Origin of the sequence: Hyphomicrobium sp. 2TAF46 (assembly GCF_052114865.1) — a bacterium.
Classification (GTDB): domain Bacteria; phylum Pseudomonadota; class Alphaproteobacteria; order Rhizobiales; family Hyphomicrobiaceae; genus Hyphomicrobium_B.
Genome location: NZ_JBFRFO010000009.1, coordinates 15,728 through 40,396 on the forward strand (window position 1 = coordinate 15,728; position 24,669 = coordinate 40,396).

General features: G+C 61.5%; 21 protein-coding genes. 10 read left to right on the forward strand and 11 right to left on the reverse strand.

Annotation, left to right across the window (positions count from 1 at the left end):
• The first annotated feature begins 34 nt into the window (after positions 1-34).
• The 3 genes from AB4Z24_RS18220 (at position 35) to AB4Z24_RS18230 (ending at position 2,672) form a co-directional block, all read left to right on the forward strand.
• Positions 35-457, forward strand: coding sequence for an MAPEG family protein (locus AB4Z24_RS18220; protein ID WP_441710473.1), 423 nt, complete (start codon positions 35-37; stop codon positions 455-457).
• A 38-nt stretch (positions 458-495) separates the two neighbouring features.
• The gene (locus AB4Z24_RS18225; protein ID WP_441710474.1) at positions 496-1,785 is read left to right on the forward strand and encodes an RsmB/NOP family class I SAM-dependent RNA methyltransferase; all 1,290 of its coding nucleotides are present in this window, start codon (positions 496-498) and stop codon (positions 1,783-1,785) included.
• 302 nt (positions 1,786-2,087) lie between these two features.
• Entirely contained in the window at positions 2,088-2,672 is a 585-nt protein-coding gene (locus AB4Z24_RS18230; protein WP_441710475.1) for an SET domain-containing protein, read from the forward strand.
• A gap of 15 nt (positions 2,673-2,687) precedes the next feature.
• On the opposite strand, the gene AB4Z24_RS18235 is transcribed toward AB4Z24_RS18230, so the two are convergent.
• Positions 2,688-3,083, reverse strand: a complete 396-nt coding sequence (locus AB4Z24_RS18235; protein WP_441710476.1) for an SET domain-containing protein — start codon at positions 3,081-3,083, stop codon at positions 2,688-2,690.
• Between the two features lie 309 nt (positions 3,084-3,392).
• On the opposite strand from AB4Z24_RS18235, the gene AB4Z24_RS18240 reads away from it, so the two are divergent.
• The 3 genes from AB4Z24_RS18240 (at position 3,393) to AB4Z24_RS18250 (ending at position 7,036) form a co-directional block, all read left to right on the forward strand.
• Positions 3,393-3,842 (forward strand): TspO/MBR family protein, encoded by a 450-nt coding sequence (locus tag AB4Z24_RS18240; protein WP_441710477.1) that lies wholly within the window; start codon positions 3,393-3,395, stop codon positions 3,840-3,842.
• Positions 3,843-3,975: 133 nt separating this feature from the next.
• The gene (guaA, locus tag AB4Z24_RS18245; protein ID WP_441710478.1) at positions 3,976-5,523 is read left to right on the forward strand and encodes a glutamine-hydrolyzing GMP synthase; all 1,548 of its coding nucleotides are present in this window, start codon (positions 3,976-3,978) and stop codon (positions 5,521-5,523) included.
• 295 nt (positions 5,524-5,818) lie between these two features.
• Positions 5,819-7,036 carry a GGDEF domain-containing protein gene (locus AB4Z24_RS18250; protein ID WP_441710479.1) on the forward strand — a complete coding sequence of 406 codons (1,218 nt, stop codon included), beginning with the start codon at positions 5,819-5,821 and terminating at the stop codon, positions 7,034-7,036.
• Positions 7,037-7,046: 10 nt separating this feature from the next.
• Here the strand turns inward: AB4Z24_RS18250 and AB4Z24_RS18255 are convergent, their stop codons facing one another.
• From AB4Z24_RS18255 to AB4Z24_RS18290, 8 genes are all read right to left on the reverse strand, one after another.
• Entirely contained in the window at positions 7,047-7,664 is a 618-nt protein-coding gene (locus AB4Z24_RS18255) for a DNA-3-methyladenine glycosylase (protein ID WP_441710650.1), read from the reverse strand.
• Between the two features lie 117 nt (positions 7,665-7,781).
• Positions 7,782-8,465, reverse strand: a complete 684-nt coding sequence (aat, locus tag AB4Z24_RS18260; RefSeq protein ID WP_441710651.1) for a leucyl/phenylalanyl-tRNA--protein transferase — start codon at positions 8,463-8,465, stop codon at positions 7,782-7,784.
• 60 nt (positions 8,466-8,525) lie between these two features.
• Entirely contained in the window at positions 8,526-9,866 is a 1,341-nt protein-coding gene (gene accC / locus AB4Z24_RS18265) for an acetyl-CoA carboxylase biotin carboxylase subunit (RefSeq protein ID WP_441710480.1), read from the reverse strand.
• 40 nt (positions 9,867-9,906) lie between these two features.
• Positions 9,907-10,398: an acetyl-CoA carboxylase biotin carboxyl carrier protein gene (gene accB / locus AB4Z24_RS18270; protein WP_441710481.1), complete on the reverse strand. Its 492-nt coding sequence runs from the start codon at positions 10,396-10,398 to the stop codon at positions 9,907-9,909.
• A gap of 60 nt (positions 10,399-10,458) precedes the next feature.
• Positions 10,459-10,914, reverse strand: a complete 456-nt coding sequence (gene aroQ / locus AB4Z24_RS18275; protein WP_441710482.1) for a type II 3-dehydroquinate dehydratase — start codon at positions 10,912-10,914, stop codon at positions 10,459-10,461.
• Positions 10,915-11,078: 164 nt separating this feature from the next.
• Complete coding sequence (locus AB4Z24_RS18280) at positions 11,079-11,930, reverse strand: DsbA family protein (protein ID WP_441710483.1); 852 nt, start codon at positions 11,928-11,930, stop codon at positions 11,079-11,081.
• A 35-nt stretch (positions 11,931-11,965) separates the two neighbouring features.
• Positions 11,966-13,375, reverse strand: a complete 1,410-nt coding sequence (locus AB4Z24_RS18285) for a M48 family metalloprotease (protein WP_441710484.1) — start codon at positions 13,373-13,375, stop codon at positions 11,966-11,968.
• 250 nt (positions 13,376-13,625) lie between these two features.
• Positions 13,626-16,781 carry an Rne/Rng family ribonuclease gene (locus tag AB4Z24_RS18290; protein ID WP_441710485.1) on the reverse strand — a complete coding sequence of 1,052 codons (3,156 nt, stop codon included), beginning with the start codon at positions 16,779-16,781 and terminating at the stop codon, positions 13,626-13,628.
• Positions 16,782-17,575: 794 nt separating this feature from the next.
• Here AB4Z24_RS18290 and AB4Z24_RS18295 point away from each other — a divergent pair.
• From AB4Z24_RS18295 to prfB, 3 genes are all read left to right on the forward strand, one after another.
• Entirely contained in the window at positions 17,576-18,811 is a 1,236-nt protein-coding gene (locus tag AB4Z24_RS18295; RefSeq protein WP_441710486.1) for an N-acetylmuramoyl-L-alanine amidase, read from the forward strand.
• A gap of 150 nt (positions 18,812-18,961) precedes the next feature.
• A complete protein-coding gene (locus tag AB4Z24_RS18300; RefSeq protein WP_441710487.1) occupies positions 18,962-21,544 on the forward strand; it encodes a penicillin-binding protein 1A in 2,583 nt (860 codons plus the stop codon).
• Between the two features lie 127 nt (positions 21,545-21,671).
• A protein-coding gene (gene prfB, locus AB4Z24_RS18305; protein WP_441710488.1) for a peptide chain release factor 2 occupies positions 21,672-22,806 on the forward strand; the annotation gives its coding sequence in 2 pieces (ribosomal slippage) (positions 21,672-21,740 and positions 21,742-22,806; 1,134 coding nt in all).
• Between the two features lie 145 nt (positions 22,807-22,951).
• Here the strand turns inward: prfB and AB4Z24_RS18310 are convergent.
• Both AB4Z24_RS18310 and AB4Z24_RS18315 read right to left on the reverse strand, forming a co-directional pair.
• The gene (locus AB4Z24_RS18310) at positions 22,952-23,278 is read right to left on the reverse strand and encodes a hypothetical protein (RefSeq protein WP_441710489.1); all 327 of its coding nucleotides are present in this window, start codon (positions 23,276-23,278) and stop codon (positions 22,952-22,954) included.
• Positions 23,279-23,419: 141 nt separating this feature from the next.
• Complete coding sequence (locus AB4Z24_RS18315) at positions 23,420-23,860, reverse strand: winged helix-turn-helix transcriptional regulator (protein WP_441710490.1); 441 nt, start codon at positions 23,858-23,860, stop codon at positions 23,420-23,422.
• A gap of 128 nt (positions 23,861-23,988) precedes the next feature.
• On the opposite strand from AB4Z24_RS18315, the gene AB4Z24_RS18320 reads away from it, so the two are divergent.
• Complete coding sequence (locus AB4Z24_RS18320; protein ID WP_441710491.1) at positions 23,989-24,597, forward strand: FMN-dependent NADH-azoreductase; 609 nt, start codon at positions 23,989-23,991, stop codon at positions 24,595-24,597.
• The last annotated feature ends 72 nt before the right edge of the window (positions 24,598-24,669 follow it).

The following is a 24,669-nucleotide window of genomic DNA, read 5'->3' on the forward strand; positions in this document are numbered from 1 at the left end:
TTGAACGAAGCAGACCGGCGAGAGGGGGACACCAATGACGGTTACTGATTTCCTGTTGCCGGTTTTCGTCGAAGTGGGGCTGACGTTCGTGCTCCTCATTATGATGGCGATCGCGCGTACCAGATGTCTCAACAACGGCGAAGTCCGACCCAACGACATTGCGCTCGGTGAGCCGAAGTGGCCGAAGAAGGTGACGCAGTATGCCAACGCCTTCAGAAACCAGTTCGAGCTCCCGGTCCTCTTCTACGCGCTCGTCGCCTTCATCCTGATTACCAAGGTCGGGGACGTGCTGCTGCTCGTACTGGCGTGGCTTTTCGTCATCACGCGCATCATTCACGCTTACATCCACGTGACGTACAACACCGTCCGCGATCGTGGAGGCATTTTCGGCCTTGGAGCGGTGGTGCTGATCACCATGTGGATCGTCTTCGCCATTAAAATCCTGACCGGAATCTGAGACCGGCATCCGAAACTGGCACTTGAAATGATCTCTGCATGAAACCCGGCGCACGCATCGCTGCGGCGATTGAAGTATTGGAATCCATCCTCAATCGCTATCAGCCCGTTTCTATCGCCCTGACCGACTGGGGCAAGGCGCACCGCTTCGCCGGTTCCGGAGACCGCAACGCTATCGGCGGAATGGTCTACGATGCCCTGCGCCGCCGCGCCTCGATCGCCTGGGCGCTCGGCGCCGACACACCGCGTGCGCTCGCGATCGGTGCGGCGCCTTCGGCGCTGGGTCTGACGCCCGAAGCCGTCATCACCGCGTGTGATGGAGCCGATCATTCGCCCGAGCCTTTGACCGATGCCGAAAAAGCTGGCCTGACACGTCCTCTGGACGCAGCGCCTGACTATGCCCAAGCCGACATTCCCGAATGGCTGTGGCCAGCATTTTCCGCCCAGTTCGGAGAGCGGGCTGTCGCCGAAGGCCAAGCCATGGCCCGCCGCGCGCCTGCCGATCTGAGGGTGAATACGCTGAAGGCGACGCGCGAAAAAGTCCTGAAGGCGCTTGCGAGTTTCGGAGCCGAACCGTGCGCCATTTCCCCGATCGGGGTCCGCGTGCCGCCGCCCGTCGGCGCGCAGCGCACGCCCAACCTGCAGGCCGAAGCGGCATTCCAGGCCGGCTGGTTTGAAATCCAGGACGAGGGCTCACAGATCGCCGCGCTGCTCTCGGGCGCCGGCCCGAGAAAGCAGGTGCTCGACCTTTGCGCCGGCGCAGGCGGCAAGACGATGGCGCTCGCCGCGCTGATGCAGAATACCGGTCAGCTCTATGCCTACGATGCCGATCGCAATCAGCTGAAGCCGATCTTCGAGCGAGTGAAACGCGCGGGCGTTCGAAACCTGCAAGTGCTGCGCGCCGGAGACGAAGCCGCGGTCGACGCCCTTGGCCCGCGCTTCGACGTGGTGCTGGCGGATGCCCCCTGCACCGGGACGGGAACTTGGCGGCGGCGCCCCGACGCCAAGTGGAAGCTGAAGCCTGAAGCGCTGAACGCGCGCACGGCCGAGCAAAGGGCAGTATTGAAGCGCGCCGCGGCGCTGGTGAAGCCCGGCGGCCGGCTGGTTTACGTCACGTGCTCGCTTCTTCCTGAAGAGAACACGGAGCAGATCGCCCGTTTTCTAGCCGAAAACGCTGACTTTCTTCCCATCCCGGTCGCGGAAATCTGGGACGCCGAGTCGGGCGATCTTCCGCCGTCCTCAGACGGCCGGACTGATTCGTTACTGCTGACGCCCGAGCGCCATGGCACTGACGGCTTCTTCATCGCCGCTCTAGCGCGCAAGGCCTAAGCCAAGTTTCTGTGGATTGCTCCGCGCAGGACTCCTTCCGTCCCTCCCGGCGGCGAGTGGCAAATATCGTCCGTATTCGAACTCTTCCGGGAACTTTTTTGCCGCTCGTGTACTCCAGACATAAATTGTGAGCCCACAGTCATCACTGAAATGCCTACTTTTCGCCGTTGACATCGGACGCGACGAAACTATCTGATGCAGGCGTTTGTCGCCGGCTCGCGGCAAATCGAGGGACAGGTGTCATGGTTCGCTTTTCGCGGTCACGCCGTGCCCACGCTCGTGAGGCCAATTGAGGTCATTGAATGAGCGACAGGCCCCACTCTTTTCTCACTCCGAAATGCGAAGTTCATTCGACTCCAGATCGCGGCGGCCACACCGTCGTCGCACGAGAAGCCATCGCCAAGGGCGAGCTGATCGTTGTCTGGAGTGGAACGCTGATTTCCGGCGAAGAACTGCACGACATGCCTCAAACCGTGCGGAGATATTCCCTGCAGGTCGAGGAAAACCAATATCTGGTTTCGCTCTCGGACTGTGAGCCGCCGGATTACGTCAACCATAGCTGCGAGCCGAATTCCGGTCTTTCTGGCCAGATCACGCTCGTCGCCATGCGCGATATCCAGCCCGGCGAGGAAATCACCTACGATTACGCGATGAGCGACGGCTCGCCCTACGATGAGTTCGCCTGCTCGTGCGGTTCTCCCCACTGTCGCGGTCACGTTTCGGGAGACGACTGGATGCGGTCGGATCTTTGGCGTCGCTACGCAGGCTATTTCTCACCCTACCTGCAGCGCCGGATCTTGGCAGCCGAAGCGCTTCGGTCGCTGGCAGCCAAGCGCCGCCGTTCGGCGCGGAAGGTCGCAGAACCCGTCGTGGTCCCGGGAGAGTAAGCGGGTTGAAGCTCGCTATTTCTCACCAAGCTTCAACGTGACGTGCGCATCGAAAGTCCGGTAATCGCAGGTCATTTCTTCCCCGGCGCGAATATCGCGGAGGGCAATGTCATATCCCTCGATTGCTCCCGGCTCATGGACGCCCGCTGTGTTGGGTTCGTCCGCGTGGTTCATGAAGCGGGCGTTATCGGCGCAGAGCACGAATAGGCCGCTCGCGGCATCGAGGTAGGTGTGGTCGAGAATGTTCGAGCGGGCGGGCTCCGGCAGGCTGTCGATATCGCCCTCTGTCAGCAGCCTGTCGAAATTGCGCATGAAGCGCCATGTTTCCGCGCCCTTGGGAATATCCTGATCCGCGAAAAGGCCGATGCCGGCAATAGCGCTCTGACCTAGCCGCGTTTTGACCATTAGCATCGCTCAGCTCTCCAACTTCCATGCCGCCAAAAAAATCGCCAGTCCCGAGGGGCTCCTTCTGACCAAAAGTCATTCGGTTGATGCTCGCCCGTGATGGATGGCGTTCTCCTTTACAAGAACGGCGGACACGTCAACCAATTTGGTTCGAGGCTTTTAGAGCGGTTCGTAAAATTTCCCGAGATCGCGGGGGGAGCACCAAATCTCCCGGTCCTAATGTGCGCGCGGCTGGTGCATCCAATTTGCGAAGATTGGCGTTTAGTCTCCCGCCCGGCCTCGCTGGTGGATCGGAAAAAATTGGGAGCAGAGCCGTTGCGCAATATCGGATCACTCATCGTTTTCGCGGCGCTCGTCGCCATCGCGGCATCCTCCGGCGTGACGTTCATGCCCGGCGAATGGTACGCAGCGCTGAAAAAGCCGGCTTGGACCCCTCCCGACTGGGCTTTCCCGGTCGCCTGGACCATCCTCTACATCATGATAGCCATCGCCGGCTGGCTGGCATGGAAAGCCGCGGGGTTCACCCACGCGATGGTGGTTTGGGGTCTGGCGCTGATCCTCAATGCGCTCTGGTCTTACATCATGTTCGGGCAGCACGAGATTTCGCTGGCGTTTCTGGAACTCGCCGGTCTCTGGATCGCAATCGTCCTGTTTATCGTGATGGCCTGGCGCATCGATCCGCGCGCCAGCTGGCTATTCGTGCCGTATCTCGCCTGGGTAACGTTTGCCGGAGCCTTGAATTTCGCGATTTGGCAACTGAATTGATACCCTCTCCGGGCCCAGAAACGGCCATTCCCCAGCCCAGGCCGCACTGTCGCAGCGGAGCGGCCCCGGCAGGCGTTGCGGCAGCCGCCGTCTTCGCGTAGGGGATGGCCTTGAACAGAGGCTCGCCCCGACTTTGACCGACGCCGTTCTCATCATCGATTTTGGAAGCCAGGTGACGCAGCTCATCGCGCGACGCGTGCGCGAAGCGGGCGTTTATTCCGAGATCCATCCCTTTCAGAACGCCGCGGAAGCGTTCGCCAAGCTGAAGCCCAAGGCCGTCATCCTGTCGGGCAGCCCCGCGTCCGTGACCGAGGCGAATTCGCCACGCGCACCTGACGCCGTCTTCGCGTCGGGCGTCCCGGTGTTCGGCATCTGTTACGGCCAGCAAACCATGGCCGAACAACTCGGCGGCAAGGTCGAAAGCGGCCTCGACCGCGAATTCGGCCGCGCCTTCCTCTCGATCGGCAAACCAAGCCCGCTGTTCGACGGCACGTGGACGCCCGGCGAGCGCCATCAGGTCTGGATGAGCCACGGCGACCGCGTCACGCGTTTGCCCGAAGGCTTCGAAGTAATCGCGACGAGCGAGAACGCACCGTTCGCAGCCGTTGCCGACGAGAAGCGTCGCTTCTACGCCGTGCAGTTTCATCCCGAAGTGGTCCACACGCCCGACGGCGCCAAGCTCATAGCCAACTTCGTCCACAACATCGCGGGTCTGAAAGCCGACTGGACGATGGCTGCCTACCGGCGCGAGATGATCGCAAAAATCCGCCGTCAGGTCGGCAAGGGGCGCGTCATCTGCGGATTGTCGGGTGGCGTCGATAGCGCCGTTGCGGCCGTCCTCATTCACGAGGCGATCGGCGATCAACTCACCTGCGTCTTCGTCGATCATGGCCTGATGCGGCAAGGCGAGGCGGACGAAGTTGTCGGGCTCTTCCGCGATCACTACAACATTCCGCTCGTCCACGTTGACGCCTCCGAGCAGTTCCTGAAGGCTCTGGAGGGCGTCTCCGATCCCGAGACGAAGCGCAAAACGATCGGCAAGCACTTCATCGACGTCTTCGAGGCCGAAGCCAAGAAGATCGGCGGCGCCGAGTTCCTTGCGCAGGGCACGCTCTACCCCGACGTCATCGAAAGCGTCTCGTTCACCGGCGGCCCGTCGGTGACGATCAAGTCGCATCACAACGTCGGCGGCTTGCCCGAGCGCATGAACATGAAGCTCGTCGAGCCGCTGCGCGAACTCTTCAAGGATGAAGTCCGCGCGCTCGGCCGCGAACTCGGATTGCCCGAAGCCTTCGTCGGCCGCCACCCGTTCCCGGGACCCGGTCTCGCGATCCGCATCCCCGGAGAGATCACGCGCGACAAGCTCGAGATCCTGCGCAAGGCAGATGCCGTTTATCTCGACGAAATTCGTCGCGCCGGACTTTACGATGCCATCTGGCAAGCCTTCGCCGTTCTCTTGCCGGTACGCACCGTTGGCGTCATGGGCGACGGCAGAACCTACGACCATGTGCTGGGACTTCGCGCCGTAACATCAGTCGACGGCATGACGGCGGACTTCTACCACTTCGACATGGCGTTCCTCGGCCGCGTCGCGACGCGGATCATCAACGAGGTCCGCGGCGTCAATCGCGTCGTCTACGACGTGACCTCGAAGCCCCCCGGCACGATCGAGTGGGAATGAAATCGTTCGCGGCTGCGCCGGACCGGATCGGCAGCGCCTGACCTGGTTGCGTTGCAGGAGGGGTGCGCCCGCAACTGATGCTAGCGGACGTTGATTCCAATTGTTTCCGCCAGCATCTGGGGCATCGGCGGGTCGGGCGGAACAAATCCGAATATGGATGCGTGGAGGGGCATCGCCGCCAAGCGGCATCCTGTCGCGCGATCGATCAGGTTTTCCACGCTGTCGGCTTAAGCTTTTCGCAATGGCCACCAATCGATAATCGACGCGCTTTCGCCAACCGTTTCAGAGTCTTGCCGTGCCGTTGGACTACCATTCGCTCCTGACGGCTTTTGTTCTTTCCGGCTGTGGATTGGCGATCACCTTTTTCGTCAGCTGGCTTGTCTCCAGGACGGAACGCTTCCTGATTGCCTGGAACCTCGGCGTTTCCTTCATGGCACTCGGCGTGCTCATCTATAGCTGGTACGCAAAGACCATGTCTCCGGTGCTGGGCGCGGCCGGATACTCGATCTTGCTGACTGGCCTCGCCTTCGTTTTCGGTGCCGGCCGGGAGTTTCGCACCGGCGTTTTCCCCTCGTGCGGCGTGGGCATCATCGCAGTCACCTCTTCCACTGCCATGGCAGTCCCCATGCTGGCTGGCTACAACGGTGCATCCATCGTCGTGCTCAATATTGCGGCGACGGTGATCCTGCTTGTAACGGCCTGGGACTACTGGCGCGGGCGCGCTGAAGCCCGACTGGCTATCGGGCTGCTGACAGCGCTCTACATCCTGACAGGGCTCTCCTTCGTTCCTTGTGCAATGGTGCTGCTGGATGCCGGCGAATGGCGCCTGTCAGAGATCCCGTCGAACTGGGCAGAGGACCTCAATATCGGCATATGCTTGATCACCCTCGCCGGTATCGGCGCCCTTTCCTTGGCGCTCAACCAGGCACGGTTGGCACGCGGCCATAAGCGCGACGCCGAAACCGATCCTCTCACCGGCTTGCTCAATCGGCGCGCACTGCTCAGCCATATCGCGGACGACATCGAAGGCCCCGCCGCGCTCGTCATTTTCGACGCCGATCATTTCAAGATTATCAACGATGTCCATGGACATCTGGCCGGCGACGAGGTGCTGCGAGCGTTCGGGGAGATCCTCAGGTTGGCCTCTCCGTCGAAAGGTCTCGCAGCGCGGCTCGGTGGCGAGGAGTTCGCGCTGGTGGTGCCTGGCGCCTCACTCGTTACAGCGTCGCTTCTCGCACACGTCGTGCGCATGCGCCTTGCCAAACGCCGATTCACCGGAAATGGCGGCCCATTCAACTGCACCGTCAGCGCTGGCGTTTCCTGTTCTGAGGATGCCGCCTCCGATTTCGAAACGCTGCTACGCGACGCGGACAATGCACTCTATGCTGCCAAGCGGAACGGCCGCGACCGAGTCGCCGTCAATTCAGGCAAGATTGAATTTCTAGCTAACATCCGGCCGTTGCAGGACGGTCACCGCGGTACTATCGACCTCGTCAGACTCAAGACTGGCTAAGCGTAGCCTCCTATTCATTCAGAGATCTTGAGCCACTGACAAACGGACTGTTCCGAAGATAAAATCGCAAGGGACGGTCCGCATCCCGCGAAATGCCGATCCGAATGCTCTGCCCGATTTCGCCGGGTTCGTGGTCACCACGTCCGAGCCATAAAGGGCCCTTTCGGCAAAGATCGAGCCCGTCGAGATGACGGTCAATCCGCAGAGCTGCAGCGAGCCTACCGGGTCCGCGCGCCAAGTCGCGCAGGCGCTCGATGCCGCGATTGAGCCGCATGATCGGGATGCCTTCGAGCGGTTCGAGCGCCCTGATCAGGACGCCCGCTCCGATCCCCGGCGTCTCGCTCGAGACATTCAGCATGTACGAGCTGCCGTAGGCGAAATAAATGTAGGCATGCCCACGCTCGAGAAAGAGCGAACCATTACGCGGGGTCATACCCCGGTAGGCGTGTCCGGCAGCGTCGCCCACAACATACGCCTCGGTCTCGACAATCCGGCCGCTGACGACGCCATCAGGCAGCTCACGCACCACGATCTTGCCGATGAGATAGCGGGCGAGAGAGGCCGTATCGCTCGGCAGACCCGCGCGTGTGAGCAGCCGGTGGCCATCCGCATGTCGGCTAGGTTTCAGGGCAATCGCCCGATCTATCCATATGGGGCCTCCCGTGACGATAACCGTCGATATTGAGCCATCTCGCTGTTCGCTCGGCCGGAACAGCCGCTCGGCGTAAAACACGATCGCGGATAGCTACGCCTGGCGCGAGTGCTCGGATGAGAAAATCGCGGCGACCTCGGCTCCTGAAGCGTCACGGCGCAAGGCGTAGAAATCGGCGTTCTTCTCGAGCGCCAATTCAAGCTGCCTCTGGAACGCCGACCGGTCGAGCTCGATTGTTCCGAATTGTCGCAAATGCTCGGTGACGAACTGGGTGTCGAGCAACGTGAAACCGCCCTTGATCAGCCGTGCGGCCAGATGCACGAGTGCGATCTTCGAAGCATCGCGCTCCGTCGAGAACATGCTCTCGCCGAAGAACGCGCTCTTCAGCGCCACGCCGTAGAGGCCGCCGACCATTTCGTCGCCGTTCCAAACCTCGACGGTATGGCAGGCGCCGATCTCGAAAAGTTCGCGGTAGAGCGTGCGGATGCGGGTGTTGATCCAGGTCGACATCCGCCCGGCCCGCGGCGCCGCGCATCCATCGATGACGCGGTCGTAGTCGCTGTCGATCGCGACCCTAAGCGGCGTCGTCCTGATGGTTTTGAGCAAGCGGCGGGGGACATGCAGTGCATCGAGGGGCAGCACACCGCGCTGCTGCGGCTCGATCCAGTAAAGCGCAGGGTCATCGGCACTTTCCGCCATCGGAAAAATGCCGCAGCTATAGGCCTTCAGGAGAACCTGAGGAGTAATTTCGAACATCGGGTCGTCGCGCGACGCCATGCTACCAATTGCCAAGCGAACTCTCGGACGCGCGCGGAACATATCGCGCAGAGGCAAAGTCTACTTCATCCCTAAATGTTTTTCGAGCCAATGAATATCGTAGACGCCGTTTACAATGTCGGGATCTTTAACAAGATCCTGGAACAACGGGATCGTCGTTTCAATGCCGTCGATGACGAACTCGGCAAGTGCGCGGCGCAAACGCATCAGAGCATCGTTGCGCGTCTTGCCTGTCACAATGAGCTTGCCGATAAGACTGTCGTAGAAGGGCGGAATTTTGTAGCCCTGGTAAACGCCGCTGTCGACCCGAACCCCAAGACCGCCCGGCGGGTGCCAATACGTGATCTGGCCGGGCGACGGGCGGAAATCCTTCGGATTCTCGGCGCAGATACGGCACTCGATCGCGTGACCTCTAAGGTCGATATCCTCCTGCGTGAAGCTTAACGGCAGCCCGGCCGCCACGCGGATTTGCTCAAGCACGAGGTCGGTCCCGGTGACCATCTCGGTAACCGGATGCTCCACCTGCAGGCGCGTGTTCATCTCAATGAAGTAGAATTCGCCATCCTCGAACAGGAACTCGACCGTACCGGCGCCGCGGTACTTGAGCTTCTTCATCGCCTCACTGACCGTCGTGCCGATCTTCTGGCGCTGGGCCGCGTTGAGAGCGGGCGAGGGGCTTTCCTCGAGAACCTTCTGGTGCCGGCGCTGCAGCGAGCAGTCGCGCTCTCCGAGGTGGACGGCGTTGCCTTTGCCGTCGCCGAAAACCTGGATTTCGATATGACGCGGCTTCTGCAGATATTTCTCGATGTAAACCGCATCGTCATTGAAGGCGGCTTTCGCTTCCGAGCGCGCCGTCGATAGCGCGACGCCGAGATCCGCGGCGGACGTCGCGACCTTCATGCCGCGCCCGCCGCCGCCTGCGGCCGCTTTGATGAGGACCGGGAATCCCATCTCCTTGGCAATCTTCATCGCCTCGGTTTCGCTGGTCACCGCGCCGGCCGAACCCGGCACAACCGGAATGCCGAGCTTCTTTGCGGTCTCCTTCGCTTCGATCTTGTCGCCCATGATCCGGATATGTTCGGACGTCGGACCTATGAAGGTGATCTTGTGCTCTTCGAGGATTTCCGCGAACCGCGCGTTCTCGGAAAGGAACCCATAGCCCGGGTGCACGGCGTCCGCGCCGGTGATTTCACAGGCCGTGACGAGCGCCGGAATGTTGAGATAGCTATCGCGCGCCGGCGGCGGCCCAATGCAAACGCTTTCGTCCGCGAGCCTGACGTGCATAGCATCCGCATCGGCTGTCGAATGGACGGCGACCGTTGCGATCCCAAGCTCGCGGCAGGCCCGCTGCACCCGCAGCGCGATCTCTCCTCGGTTGGCAATCAGAATCTTATCGAACATTTGCACTCCAGGCGTCTTTGCCGGGCTTACCGGTAGCGCTCTATTCTATGATGATCAGCGGCTCGCCATATTCGACGGGCTGCGCGTTCTCGATGAGGATGGCTTTGACGGTGCCGGCGCGCGGCGCCGGGATCTGGTTCATCGTCTTCATCGCTTCGATGATCAGAACCGTGTCGCCTTGATTGACCTTGCTGCCGACTTCGCAAAAGACCGGCGCACCGGGCTCAGGCGAGCGATAGGCCGTGCCGACCATCGGCGATTTGACGGCACCGGGATGTTTCGAGAGATCGCCCGAAGACGCAGCCGCCGGCGCGGCCTCGCTGACGGGAGCCGCCGAGGCGGCAACCGGCGCTACGGCATAGGCCTGCGGCGCGGCGGCATTGATCGAAATCTTCTTCGCGACGCGAACCTTGAGGCCGCTCTTCTCGATCTCGATTTCCGTCAGACCCGTAGCGTTCAAAAGCTCGGCAAGCTCGCGGATCATCTGACCTTCGGCGCTTCCCGTCTTCGGCCCTTGGTCTTTTGCGCTCATCAGTCCCGTATCCTCGATTTTGTTGGCGTGCGTCTTATAGCGTAAGCGCGGGGTTCGGCGTCACGCTTTGCTTGTAGATTTATTCAGGATGTTGGCCATGGCATCGATGGCCAGCTCGTAGCCCTTCGCGCCGAGGCCGCAAATCACGCCCGTCGCGGCAAGCGAAATGTAGGAGTGCTGGCGAAACTCGTCCCGCCGAAAGATGTTCGAAAGATGCACCTCGACGACCGGAAGGCTGACGGCTTGCAGGGCATCGAGAATGGCGACGGACGTGTGCGTATACCCGCCCGCGTTGATGATGATGCCTTTCGCCTTGCCGCGCGCCTCCTGCACCCAGCTCACGATTTCCCCCTCGATGTTCGACTGCCGGAAATCTATCGAAAGTCCGTTCTTCGCCGCCGCCTTCTCGGTGCGCGCACGAAGATCGTCAAGCGTTTCGGTACCATAGACTTCCGGTTCCCGAACACCGAGCATATTTAGATTGGGGCCGTTCAGAACGTAAATGAGGGATGTCATGTTTGGAGGCCGTTCGGGCACCGGGCAGATGCCCGAACCAATTGCGCGGAACCCCCGGTCTATCAGCTTTCTACGAATGCGCAAAGTGCGCGGGCATGACCGCGCACTTTGCTGTGAGAATTATGGTAACTAGCTGCGACAACTAGATATTTCCAGTCGCCTCCCTAGCAGGTCGAGCATTTGTTCTTGCGGAATTCCGTCACCAGCGTCTCGAGCTGATCATGAAGGTCATCCGGCGCGCCGGGGATCGATTTGTTGCCGACAAGGAAGTGCGGCGTGCCGTTGACGCCCATCGTCTTCGCAAGCTTCATCTCAGCCAGAAGCTCGTTCTTGACATCGTCGCTCGCCATGTCGGCTTTGACCTTGGCCATGTCGAGACCGAGGCTCTCCGCGACCTTGAGCGCCGACGCCTCGTTTGCCTGCCCCTTGGAGCCGAGCAGGGCCTGGTGGAATTCCCAATATTTGCCCTGGCGCTTCGCGGCGAGTGCGACTTTCGCAGCCTCTTCCGATCCCTTCGACAGGATCGGCAGCTCCTTGAACACGAAGCGCACGTTCTTGTCGTCCTGGATCAGCTTCTGCACTTCGGGAAGTCCGTGCTTGCAATAGCCACAGTTGAAATCGAAGAACTCGACAACCGTGATGTCGCCGTCAGGATTGCCTCCGACCGCGCTGTCGGGTGAGCGATAGATCGACTTGGCGTTCTCGGCCATGAACGCCTTGAGCTTGGCGTCCTGTTCCTTCTGCGTCTTCTCGTCGAGAGCGGTCTGAACCTCGAACATGATCTCCGGGTTCTTGACGAGATAGTCCTTGATGATCTCGCCGAGTGCCTTTTTCTGCTCGTCGGTGAAGGCAGAGCCACCCGCCGTCGGAGCGACCGGCTCGGCACGGACTCCTTCCGGCCCGAAGTGGACGCCCGCAACCGAGGCCAGCAAGGCTAGTCCGAGCAAGGCTGCGGCAAACCTTTTGCTGATCGAAGCCAGCTTGGTGGAATTATCGAATTTGGTCTTCAAGGTCATGGATCCAATCTCGCGTTGTCGCAGACGAAAGCCGCTTACGTCTGCGGTTTGTAATTGATGATGTCGTCATTTTTCAGCCACTCGGGTGAACCCGCACGTAGCTGCAATTGCGCGCGTTTCGCGAAGAGCTGCGCTTGCTTGATGTTTCCTTCGAAGAAGTAAGCCTGCGCCGTCATGGCATCGGCTTCTGCGGACTTGCCCTGCTTATAATAGACATTGGCGAGCAATCTGTAAGCGTGGCCATTTTCGGAATCGTCTACGAGGGATTTACGCAAAAGGTCCACTGCTTCCTTTTGCGCCTCGGCATTATCGCTGTTTTGTAAGGAGCTCGCGAGCTCGACGCGGATCAACGGGCTGCTCGGCGCGAGCTTAAGCGCCTGCCGCAAGCTCGGCACCGCTGCGGCCATTTTTCCCGATCTCATCAAGAAGTCGGCCTTGAGCTCGTAGAAATACGGGTACGACGGGTTCTCGCGGATCATCCCTTCGGCGTCCTGCACTGCCGCTTCCAGCGCGCCAGGACCGCCTTTGAAGAATCTTGCGATAGCCCGCGCATAGCGGGCCGGAAGCGTCGTGTTGCTTTCAGGATAGCGGTTGAACACAGTCGTCGGATTTTCAAGATAGCCCGACAATTTCGCCCGCATCAGGTCGTGACGAAGCTGAAGCGAAGGAGGGTCCTTCTGCGCGAAATACGGACTTGTGGTTGCGAGCTGGTTCAGCCGTGCCAAGCGATCGACGGAAAGGGGATGCGATCGCACGAAAGGATCTTGAAATTGATCCGTCAGATATTCCTGTTCCTTGAAACGCTCGAACGTGTCGAGCATGCCCTTGCCGGATTGCTTCGTGGCGGTGAGATACTTGATGCCGGCTTGATCCGCGGCGGATTCCTGGGAGCGGCGCTCGGCCAGCAGTCCCTTCATGATGACGGACGTGCCGCCCTGCAATAGCGCTTGGCCGCCCTCCATTGTCTGGCGGCCGCCGCTGCCGCCTGACACGCCGCCCGCGACCATCGCGCCGATGCCGAGCACCTGCGTCAGCAATGCGCGCGTTTGATCCTTGGCGATCCGCGCCCTGAGAGCTGCCATGTGACCGCCGGCGATATGGCCGCTTTCATGCGCGATGACGCCGATGACTTCGTTCGGCGTATTCGCCTGCATCAGCGTGCCGGTGTGCACGAACACGTTGCCGCCATCGAGAACGAACGCGTTGAAGGCGTCGTTGTTAACGATCCGGACGGTCACCCGGCCGCCGCCGAATCCGGCCGCTTGGAAAATGGGCTTTGCATAGTCCTGCAACAACGCCTCGATCTCGGCATCGCGGATGAGCGGCAACCCCTGCGCGCGTGCGCAGGGCGCCGGCGAGAGGAACAAGGCGGCCAAGACGGCAGCAATAAGCAAGCCGCTTTTGGCGGCCGAGAACGCCGGAAAAGTCCTCGGGATGTCAGGCATTGGAGTTGCCCCGTTCTCGATGAACCTCGTCGAGACACCACGCGCGGGCAAACTAGGTAGCAAGCCCCCGCTGGGTCAATTACGACGCGGATGATAGCCGCATCAGTCATCACTTTAGGGCATCAGAGTGACAACCGAGAATAGCAAATGTTGAAGAGGGATTTGCTCTTTCCCGGGTGGAGTCGAAGCGCGCGGCGCCGGACGTTTTGAGAAGAGAGGCCAAGACTGCTGCCCTGGCCTCTTAGCCTCGTTATTCGCCGCTGAGCTTTCTCTGCCACCAGCCCTTACGCTGTGGGACCGCTTGAACTTCGGCGACCGTGGTATCTCTCTCTTCGCCGGGCCGAACGACAACGCGTTCGATGCGCGGCTCGCTCGATCCGACTTCGTGACGCCGCCGAAGCCGCGTGACGGGAACGCTTTCCTCCGGCGCTGCGGCGAGCGGCGTTTCGACGGCTCGCTCTGGCTCCTCGACTTTCACCGGAAGATCCGGAGCGGCGGCGGCAGGCTGGGTTTCAGCGCCGCTGTCGTCTCCTGATGCGGAAGGTGCGTCCCAAATGCGCCGCGGGCGCTGATTTGCGCCGCCCGATTTCTCGGCCGAGGCGTTCCGGCCCTCCGATCGGCCGGAAGCCGAGCGCCGCGCCACAGGCTTATCCGATGCTTCGTCCGCCTCGACACCGGCGCCGGCATCGACGGATTCGACATCCACCGACTCCACGTCGATGACCTCGGGCTGGTCTCCGCTGAAACCTTCGCCCTCATGGCCTTCGGCGGTCAGGCTCGAACCTTCCCGGCCACCGCGTTCTCTGCCGCGACGGCCGCCGCGACGACCCCTGCGGCGGCGCCGTCCAGGCTTGTCGCCGTTCCCGGTGCCGGGTTGTTCTCCGAAGTCCCCGGCGTCAACAGTCGGCTGGGCGTCGGCGTCCTCATCGTCGCCATGGCCGGCTTCGACATCGTCGTCGCTATGCGGACCGGAAGCACCGGAGCTCTCGGCATCGGCGCGCGGCTCGAAGCCGCCACGCTCGCGACCCTGACCTTCGCCACCGCGTCCACCGCGCCCACGGCGCCGGCGGCGGCGCCCGCGGCGGTTGCCGCCTTCCTCGCCATCGCCACGACCGGATTCACGACCGGCTGCGGTATCATCGGCTTCGTCGCTATCGGGCGCGATTTCGATCTCGCCGCCTTCAAACGATGGCGCCTCTTCCTCGCCGTCGAAGCCCCAATCCATATTCACCGCAGCCCGCTCGACGCGGCGCACAGGGGCCGCGGCGCCGCCGCGTTCAACCGTGAAGTTCGCGCCCTGGACCCGGTCGCTGCCAAGCACGGTGATCGTGTGGCCGTGACGCGCTTCCATGTCGGTGATGTAGGCACGCTTGCTGTTGAGGATGTAGAGCGCGACAGCCGGCGTCGTCGTTGCCGTCAGAGCACCCGTTGCACCGGCTGTGATCGCGTCTTCGAGACCGCGCAGAACCGCAAGCGCGATACTCTCGGTCGAACGGATGATACCGGTGCCTTGGCAATGCGGACACTGCGAGGTCGAGCCTTCGAGCACGCCTGTTCTGAGCCGCTGCCGCGACATTTCCATGAGGCCGAAGTGCGAAATGCGCCCGAGCTGAATGCGCGCGCGATCGAAACGGAGAGCATCCTTCAACCGGCGCTCGACGGCCCGGTTGTTGCGCTTCTCTTCCATGTCGATGAAGTCGATGACGATGAGGCCCGCAAGGTCGCGAAGCTTCAACTGCCGGGCGATTTCATCGGCCGCTTCGAGGTTCGTCGCGAGCGCCGTTTCTTCGATCGAGAACTCTCGCGTCGATTTTCCGGAGTTCACGTCGATGGCGACCAGCGCTTCCGTCTGATTGATGACGATGTAGCCGCCCGAGCGCAGCGTCACCTGCGGTTGGAACATGGCGTTGAGCTGGCGTTCGACGCCATAGCGCGTGAAGAGCGGCGTCGGTTCCCGGTACGGAATGACGTTCTTCGCGTGGCTCGGCATCAGCATCTTCATGAAGTCGGCGGCTTCCTGATGCCCCGCTTCGCCGGCAACGACGATCTCTTCCACGTCCTTGTTATAGAGGTCGCGGATCGACCGCTTGATCAGATCGCCCTCTTCGTAGACGAGGCTCGGTGCCGTGGACTGCAGCGTCAGCTCGCGCACGCTTTCCCAGAGCCTCAGCAGGTATTCGAAATCGCGTTTAATCTCTTGCTTCGTCCGCGCCGCGCCCGCCGTGCGGATGATAAGGCCCATGCCCTCCGGAACCTCGAGCTCCTGAGCGATGGCCTTGAGGCGGCGACGGTCCTGCGGATTGGTGATCTTGCGCGAAATGCCGCCGCCACGGGCGGTATTGGGCATGAGAACGGTGTACCGGCCGGCAAGCGACAGATACGTCGTCAGAGCCGCGCCTTTGTTGCCGCGCTCTTCCTTGACCACCTGAACGAGAATGATCTGGCGGCGCTTGATGACTTCCTGGATCTTATAGCTGCGCGGACGGCGGCGCTGGCGCTGGGGTGCCTCTTCGCGATCTTCCCGGCCCGAACCTTCCTCCGCATCGGCGCCGCGTTCGTCATGCGATGCGTGCGGCTCGGAATGGTGATGATCGGCATGATCGTGATCGTGTTCTGCGTGATCATGATCATGGTCATGATCGTCATCGTCGCTCTCGCCGCTCGCTGAGTGCTCGTGAGAGTGATCGTGCTCATGCTCGCCATGTTCGTGCGGCGCGTCCGCGTCGCTGGCCGCCGCACTGTCGTGAGCCTTATCGCTCGGACGTGCCGCTTCGTCATCGGCATCGTTGTCGTTGCGGGCTGTGACGGGGGCCTCGGAGTGCTCCTTTATCGCTTCGGAGCGAACGTCGTCGTCCGAACGCGAAACGGACGCAGCGATGACGGTCGGAGCTTCCTCGTCCTCGTCGCCGCCGATTTCTTCGATGTGTTCATCTTCTTCGACGTCGACGATGTGCGCGGACTCGGCGCCGGTGTCATCGGAACCGTGATCGCCGTACTCTTCGTCGCCGTTGGCTTCGCTTTCGCTGTGTTCGGAACTGTCCGAACCGCTGCGGGAAGCGGCGCGCCGCGCAAGAGCTTCTGCACGCCGGTCTGCGGCGGCTTCAAGCTCGGCTTCGGCAGCTGCTTCTTCATCGAGAAGCGCCTGCCGGTCGGCGACCGGAATCTGATAATAATCGGGATGGATTTCATTGAAGGCGAGAAACCCGTGGCGGTTCCCGCCGTAGTCGACGAAAGCGGCCTGAAGTGACGGCTCAACGCGCGTCACCTTTGCGAGATAGATATTACCGCGAAGCAGCTTGCGGGCTGCGCTTTCGAAGTCGAATTCCTCTACCCGGCCGTTGCGTTGAACCACGACCCGAGTCTCCTCGGGGTGGGTGGCATCGATGAGCATTTTCGTGTTGGACATTGCTTATGTTCCTTGGCGCGCCGGGGCGGCGGCTCGCATCTCGAACCGCGAACAACGGAGCGGATTGCGAGATTCGCGCGGCGGCGCGTGCTTTTGGTTGATGGCGCTGAAGAAGTAATTGGTGGCCGCGCCGCTTTCTGCGTCATCCCGGTCCCGCCAGTGCGCCGAAGGCGCGCGGGAACGCATGGGGGTGCCGCGCGGACCGGAGTCCGCTGGGCGCCGTCATGGATGATGCAAGCTCTCGTCATGGCCTGTCGTGAATTGCCCAGCTGCATGTCCGGAATTGGGGGACGTTGGCCGGGGGAAAAAATCCGACGCCTTCCGGCATCGCGGTGGATCAATATGGTCGCCCGGCAATCCGCGCTGTTACCCGACTGACAAATCGGGGCGACCGGCACAAAGTTTTAATGCTTCGTCAAAAGAGCCGCCGGGGGCTCTGAAGTCGAAGCCGTAGAACCTGCTGAGCGACGTGATACTCCCGTACGCTTGCCTCGAGCAGGCCCCATCCGTGCTCACCTAATCGCCTGGAAAAGCAGAGTTTTTTATCTCCGCAGCAGGCCTATCAGGTATCGCAGGCGCCCGTCTGACTCACACCGTCCAGGCGTGTGTCTGGAACGCCACCGAATACAATTCAAACTGTACGAGGTCGCTCCGGCCCTGGCAAGTGCTATAAACCTAGAGTTGGATCGTCCCCGAGTGGTACGAATGAGACTTTTATAATACGAATGAAAACAAAGCTTTAACGATACGCCGGGCATGAGGCGAATGGGGCGACGAAGGGGAACAGTTAAGTAATGCGCCGGCCCAAGGAACTTTTGCAGAACGTGGTGGCGGCGGCATGGATCGGGCTCTTCATGCTGGGCTCCGCGTCCGCGCAGGCGGCCGAAGCGCTCGACGCCCATTTGACCATCACCGGACGCTCCACGATCTTCGAATTGACCATGAGCGAAGGGGTGACCGCTCAGGTCTTCACGCTCGCAAATCCCTATCGCGTCGTGATCGACTTGCCCGATCTCTCGTTCCGGCTCGATCCAGCGGCCGGCAAGAAAAGCGCGGGTCTCGTTTCCGCGTTCCGCTACGGACAGTTCGCCGAGCACAAATCCCGCGTCGTCATCGACACCAAGGGCCCCGTCAAAATCAATTCCGCCAATATGACGAGGCTAAAGGGCTCCTCGGCGGTGAAGCTCGCGATTGCCCTGATGCCGATGGATGCGGAAGCGTTCGGTGCCGGCACCGGAGCCATGACCCACAACGCCGCCTACGAGCCTGAGGCTGTCAACGCCGCACCCGAAAACGCTCCGGCGGCGCGCAAGCCGCACGGCAGACCCGTGATCGTCATTGACCCCGGACACGGCGGCATCGATCCCGGCGCCATCGGCGCCAACAACGTGACAGAAAAAACGATCGTGCTCGCCGTCGCGGTCCAATTGAAGGAAGCGCTGACGAAAACCGGGCTTTACGAGGTCAAAATGACCCGGGCCGACGATGTCTTCGTCTCGCTCGATAGGCGGCTTGCGTTTTCGGCCGAGAACTCGGCCGACCTCTTCATCTCGCTGCACGCCGATTCAATCGAAGAGAAAAGCGCGAGAGGGGCGATCCGCGGCGCGACAATTTATACCCTCTCGGGCCGCGCCTCGGACGAACAGGCCCGTATCATGGCGGAAAAGGAAAACGCCTCCGATCTCATCGCTGGTATCGAGAACATCGATCGGGAGGGCGGCGACCAGGTCAAAAGCATCCTGATAGATCTGCTCAAAAGAGAGACTTCGAACTTTTCAGCGGATTTTTCGCAAGTTTTGTCCAAGCGGTTGGGCAAGACGATTGCGATGTCGAAGATTCCCCGCAGGTCCGCGGCCTTCAAGGTGCTGAAGCAGACCCACGCCCCTTCGGTCCTGGTCGAATTGGGCTATCTCAGCAACCAAACGGACGAAGAGCAGATGTTGACCGCCGAATGGCAATCGAAGGTCGCGGCGTCGATCACCGATGCGGTGCAAATTTACTTCAACAAAAGAACGGCCTCGAAGCCATAGGGCTTTCGGCTATGGACGACGTCCTGCCACATTCCGTGTTAATGTGCGCAGCCTCTGAGGGTATTGTCATTGCTGCGATGCGGCAATAGACGTAAGCCCTTTCGCTCGAAATGACGAAGCCAGCGCCAGACTGACGGAATTACGAATTTGATGCGTGCGCCAACGCTGCCGCCACCCACGGCGCCCCGGAGAAGAAAAAAGCGGCGTCGGAGTCTGCTGCTCAACTTCCTTGGGTTCGTCTTCGGGACCTTCGTTCTGATCTTCATCGCGGGATCGGCCGGCGCTGGATTCTTGATCTGGCAGGCATCGAAAGATCTGCCCGACTACGAAAGCTTGTCGAAGTACGAGCCGCCGGTCATGACGCGCATCCATGCCCATGATGGATCGCTGATCTCCGAGTTCGCGCGCGAGCGGCGCATCTTCGTCCCGATCAATACCGTTCCGAAGCGCGTCCTCGGCGCGTTTCTGTCGGCCGAGGATCGCCGGTTCTACGAGCACGGCGGCATCGACCTTCAGGGTATCGGCCGCGCCGTCTTCGCGGCGGTCGAATCCAAAATCCATGGCTCGAACAAGCGCGCCCAAGGTGCTTCGACCATCACCCAGCAGGTCGCCAAGAACTTCCTGCTGACAAACGAGCGTTCGATGGAACGCAAGATCAAGGAAGCCATCCTCGCGATTCGCATCGAAGGCGCCTATTCGAAGGATCGCATCCTCGAGCTCTACCTGAACGAGATCTTCCTCGGGATGAACTCGTACGGCGTCGGCGCGGCCGCGCTGACCTACTTCAACAAAGAGCTCAAGGACCTCGACATCGAGGAAGCCGCCTATCTCGCGGCGCTTCCGAAGGCCCCGAACAATTACCATCCGTTCCGCCAGAAGGAGAAGGCGACCGAGCGGCGGAACTGGATTATCGGCCAGATGGCCGAAAACGGCTACATCACCAAGGAAGAGGCGGAGATCGCGCGGAAGAAACCGCTCGTCGTCAATCTGCGTCCCAACGCCGTGCATATCTCGACGGCGGAGTTCTTTGCCGAGGAAGTGCGCCGCTCGCTTCTTTCGAAGTACGGCGAGGACAAGCTTTACGGCGGCGGCCTGTCGGTCCGCACGACGCTCGATCCGCAGCTGCAGCAATACGCCAAGAAGGCGCTGATCAATGGCCTCGTGAAGTTCGACCGGACGCAGGGCTATCGCGGACCCGTCTCGAAGATCGACATTTCGGGCGATTGGGGTCTGGCGCTCGGCAAGATTTCGAGCCCGTCCGACATTCAGCCCTGGCGTCTCGGCGTCGTGCTCGAGACCCAGAAGTCGAAAGCCATCATCGGCTTCAAGCCGCAGCGTCAGCAGGATGCGACTTTCGTCAAGGATCGTGAGGCCGTCGAAGTAACGCTCGAAGAAATGAAATGGGCGGCCAAGCGCCCGGGCGCCAAGAGGATCGACGCCAAGTCGACAGCCGACATCCTGCAGCCGGGCGACGTCGTGTATGTCGCGCCGAAGGACCCGAACAAAATCCAGGGCGTCTGGTCCCTGATGCAAATTCCGGAGGTCGGCGGCGGTCTCGTCGCGATGGACCCCTACACGGGGCGCGTCCTCGCAGTCGCCGGTGGTTTTTCCTACGACATGAGCCAGTTTGACCGCGTCATCCAGGCAAAGCGCCAGCCCGGCTCGTCATTCAAGCCGTTCGTCTACGCCGCGGCCATCGACAACGGCTACAAGCCGACGTCGATCATTCTGGACGCGCCGATCGAGATCGATCAGGGCCCGGGCCAGGACGTCTGGCGTCCGAAGAACTATGAAACGAACGACACGACCGGCCCCGAAACGCTGCGCTTCGGCATTGAGCATTCGCGCAACCAGATGACCGCGCGTCTGGCGCAGGATCTCGGCATGCCCGTCATCACCGAATACGCGCGACGGTTCGGCATCTACGACGATCTCTTGCCGGTGCTGTCGATGTCGCTCGGCGCGGGCGAGACGACGTTGCTTCGCTTGGCGACCGCCTATTGCATGCTGGCGAACGGCGGCAAGGAAGTAACGTCGACCCTGGTGGACCGGATTCAGGATCGCTACGGCCATACGATTTGGCGTCATGACGAGCGCCAGTGCATGGGCTGTATGGCAGATCATTGGGCGGGCCAGCCCGAGCCCGAACTCGTCGATGGCCGCCGCCAGATCATCGACCCGCACACCGCCTACCAAATGACCCACATTCTCGAAGGCGTCATCCAGCGGGGCACGGCCACGGTATTGAAATCCCTCAATCGTCCGGTCGCCGGCAAGACCGGCACGACGAACGAAGAAAAGGACGTTTGGTTCCTCGGCTATACGCCGACGATGGTCGTCGGCGTCTTCGTAGGCTACGACACGCCGAAGCCGCTCGGTAAAGGCAACACGGGCGGCGCGATCGCTGCCCCGATTTTCGGTGAGTTCGTTCAGGACGCGCTGGGAGCGACGCCGCCCGCGCCGTTCCGCGTTCCGCCCGGCATCAAGTTCGTGCGCGTCAATCCGAAGACGGGCCTCAGAGCCTCGGCTGACGATCCGGCATCCATCATGGAGGCCTTCAAACCCGACGAAGATCCGGACGACGCCTACGCGATGATCGGCATCGCCAACGCTACCGCTGATGCTTCGCCCCCGCCGCCGCCACTGGCGCCGATGGGCGACCGGGTGGCGCGGCCGACGTCCCCCAGCTCCCGGCCGGACAGCGGATCTCTTTCTCCCAATGGCATGTGGTAGTTAAGCTTGGCGCCGATTGCCGCGTAGGGTCCGTCTGCGTTTACAGCGCCCTCGCACATCTCTATAGCTCCGCACCTGTTTTTTAAGCATCACTTTTTGCCGGCACGAGCCGGCTTCGGAGGCCGCCATGCGCGCTGAAGCGCAAAAACTTTCCGACGGCATCGAGGAGGCGTTTGCCCTCCTGAGGAGGTCTCTTTGACTGGGAGACGGCCGAAGACCGTCTCGCCTCGCTGAACGCGAAAGCTGAAGACCCCAATCTCTGGACCGACGCAAAGAACGCTCAAAAGGTCATGCGCCAGCGGCAATCGCTCGAGCGCTCCGTATCTGAGTTCAAGCGTCTGCAACGCGACTACGACGACGCGCTGACGTTGATCGAGCTCGGCGAGGCCGAGAGCGACGACGCGAGCGTCCGCGAAGGCGAAAGCGCGCTCCAGCGCATCGACCACGAAGCACAGCGCCGGTCGATCGAAGCGATGCTGTCGGGCGAAGCCGACGCCATGAACACCTACATCGAGGTGCACGCCGGCGCCGGCGGCACCGAAAGCCAGGATTGGGCTTCGATGCTGGCGCGCATGTACGTGCGCTGGGCCGAGCGCCGTGGCTACAAGGTCAAGCTGATCGACGAAAGCCCTGGCGAAGAAGCGGGCATCAAGTCGGCGACGTTCGAGATCGAAGGCGAAAACGCTTTCGGCTGGTTGAAGACCGAAGCCGGCGTGCATCGTCTCGTGCGCATCTCGCCGTTCGATTCCAACGCCCGCCGCCATACGAGCTTCGCGTCCGTCACCGTCTATCCGGTCATCGACGACACGATCGACGTCGAAATCAACCCGGCCGACGTCGACATTTCGTTCGCGCGTTCGTCAGGCGCCGGCGGCCAGCACGTCAACAGAACGGAATCTGCCGTCCGCCTCGTCCATAAGCCGTCGGGCATCGTCATCTTTGCCCAGGAACAGCGCTCGCAGCATCAGAACAAGGATATCGCCTTCAAGCGATTGAAGGCGCGCCTTTATGAGATGGAGCTGAAGCGCCGGGAAGCCAAGGCGAACGCCGAGCAGGCCGCGAAGACGGATATCGGTTGGGGCCATCAGATCCGGTCGTACGTCCTGCAGCCGTATCAGCTGGTGAAGGACCTTCGCACGGGCGCCCAGTCGACGAACCCGGACGAGGTCTTGGACGGCGACGTCGATCAATTCATCGAAGCGGCTCTATCGCAACGCATCAAGGGCGGTGGCGAGGCCGTGACGGTCGAGGATCTGGAGTAGCCGCTGTCTCGAGCGGCTTCTCATAGAGCAATTCCAGCAAAAGTGTGCAACGGTTTTGCGTCCGGAATTGCGTCAAAACAAAAGGCTAGAGCGTTTTCGCGATTCAAAGAAAAGCGGAAAGGCTCTAGCGTCGCGTTGGCGGATATCAGTTGCGCTCGCGAAGCAGCGGATTATTGAACCCAGAGGCCGGTTCGGACGATGAATTTTGCGATGACGTGAAACCGAACGCTGACCCGGAGCCAACACCAGCGCCGATAGAGCCCCGCCAGTTGCTCGTGGTGTCCGTGCTCGACTGCGTAGAGCCGGAGCCGAAAGGCGAAAGCAGCGCCGATGCCTCGTCGGGGTCCTGATAGTGCGCAGAGCCGTCCGCGTTCGTTCCTCCAATCGAGGTCGTCTCGAATGCCTGCGCCCCGGCAGAGATCAAGATGGTCGAAAGAAAGACCGCGGCGGCAATACCTCGATCAAATCGCATTAGGAACCCTCCAGCATCGTAACGTGACGCGCACCCTAGCTTTTCCGGCTATCTGCAATTTGCGGAGGGATCTAGGCCAACGACCGCTTTTTGAGACGGTGTTGCATCGATACTACGCTTATCGCGGCACGCAGCTCAGGGTCACGTCGTGCTCCGCCAAATGCCAGGCAGCCGCCGCTTCAGAGCAATTTTTGTGGCGCTGGTGACGGACGACTTCTCCGCTTGGGCATCAAACCTCGCGCGCGCCTTTTCGACCGTCTGGCGGTTCGCGATCGCCCATTGGCTGAGCGGACCGAGGATACAGATCAGCGTCCGGCCAAGCTCCGTCAGCTCGTAGTCCACCCGCGGCGGAATGGTCGGATAGACGGTCCGCGTCACGAGGCCGTCGCGTTCCAGTCCGCGAAGCGTCAGCGTTAGCATTCTCTGCGAAATGCTCCCGACCGACCGCCGGATCTCGTTGAAACGCATCGGTCCGTTCGACAAGAGCCCGACCACGTAAACCGTCCATTTGTCACCGATCCGAGCCAGCACGTCCGCGACCGCACGGCAGTTCTCGGTTTCAGGTTTGATACCGACTTCCAAAAAAGTGCCTCCTTGCGTGGTTTCCGCCAGTGAACAATTTAGCGTTGGTCACAAAATGTGACCGACTGGGGCGCATGTCAACTCATCGCTCCCAGTCTCCGTCAATCCGCTGGATGGAGATCCACCCAATGAAACTTTTGCATGTCGATTCGAGCATCCTTGGCCCGGGCTCCGTAAGCCGCCAGCTCTCGGCCGAGATCGTCGCCGCCGAGCGGCAGCTGCACCCGGGCCTCGAGGTCGTTTACCGGGACCTTGGCCAGCAGCCCGTCGGCCACCTCTCCGGCGCCCACCTCGCCGCCGCCCAGGGGGCCGTTCCGGAGGCCGAAGCCCTACGCCAGGACGTGTCCTCAGGGCAGGCGGCCCTCGACGAGTTCCTCGCTGCCGACATCGTGGTTGTTGGCGCTCCGATGTACAACTTTGGCGTTCCAAGCCAGCTCAAGGCCTGGATCGACAGGCTCGCCGTCGCCGGCAAAACCTTCCGTTACACCGAGAAAGGCGCCGAGGGGCTGGCGGGCGGCAAGAAGGTGATCGTCGCCTCGTCGCGCGGCGGCTTTTACGGGCCCCAGACGCCCATTGCGTTCCTGGATCATCAGGAATCCTATCTTCGCGGAATTTTTGGCTTCTTCGGCGTTACGGACGTGACGTTCATCCGCGCCGAAGGCTTGGCGCTTGGCCCCGACCAGCGGGCGAAGTCCATCGAGGCCGCTCAGACAAGCATCGCTGGCCTCGCCGCCTGATGAAGCGAGAAGGCGGAGATTAGCCAAATCTCCGCCTGCGACCGCGCCCCTCGAGGTTTGATTTCTCGACAT

Bases quoted from the DNA above. Each gene is read 5' to 3' on its own strand.
- AB4Z24_RS18300 (WP_441710487.1), top strand. From the start codon at position 18,962: ATGCGTGCGCCAACGCTGCCGCCACCCACGGCGCCCCGGAGAAGAAAA.
- AB4Z24_RS18280 (WP_441710483.1), bottom strand. From the start codon at position 11,930: ATGACCTTGAAGACCAAATTCGATAATTCCACCAAGCTGGCTTCGATC.
- aat (WP_441710651.1), bottom strand. From the start codon at position 8,465: ATGGCGTCGCGCGACGACCCGATGTTCGAAATTACTCCTCAGGTTCTC.
- AB4Z24_RS18290 (WP_441710485.1), bottom strand. From the start codon at position 16,781: ATGTCCAACACGAAAATGCTCATCGATGCCACCCACCCCGAGGAGACT.
- AB4Z24_RS18320 (WP_441710491.1), top strand. From the start codon at position 23,989: ATGAAACTTTTGCATGTCGATTCGAGCATCCTTGGCCCGGGCTCCGTA.
- aroQ (WP_441710482.1), bottom strand. From the start codon at position 10,914: ATGACATCCCTCATTTACGTTCTGAACGGCCCCAATCTAAATATGCTC.
- accC (WP_441710480.1), bottom strand. From the start codon at position 9,866: ATGTTCGATAAGATTCTGATTGCCAACCGAGGAGAGATCGCGCTGCGG.
- AB4Z24_RS18220 (WP_441710473.1), top strand. From the start codon at position 35: ATGACGGTTACTGATTTCCTGTTGCCGGTTTTCGTCGAAGTGGGGCTG.
- AB4Z24_RS18235 (WP_441710476.1), bottom strand. From the start codon at position 3,083: ATGCTAATGGTCAAAACGCGGCTAGGTCAGAGCGCTATTGCCGGCATC.
- AB4Z24_RS18295 (WP_441710486.1), top strand. From the start codon at position 17,576: ATGCGCCGGCCCAAGGAACTTTTGCAGAACGTGGTGGCGGCGGCATGG.
- AB4Z24_RS18230 (WP_441710475.1), top strand. From the start codon at position 2,088: ATGAGCGACAGGCCCCACTCTTTTCTCACTCCGAAATGCGAAGTTCAT.
- AB4Z24_RS18285 (WP_441710484.1), bottom strand. From the start codon at position 13,375: ATGCCTGACATCCCGAGGACTTTTCCGGCGTTCTCGGCCGCCAAAAGC.
- AB4Z24_RS18225 (WP_441710474.1), top strand. From the start codon at position 496: ATGAAACCCGGCGCACGCATCGCTGCGGCGATTGAAGTATTGGAATCC.
- AB4Z24_RS18310 (WP_441710489.1), bottom strand. From the start codon at position 23,278: ATGCGATTTGATCGAGGTATTGCCGCCGCGGTCTTTCTTTCGACCATC.
- accB (WP_441710481.1), bottom strand. From the start codon at position 10,398: ATGAGCGCAAAAGACCAAGGGCCGAAGACGGGAAGCGCCGAAGGTCAG.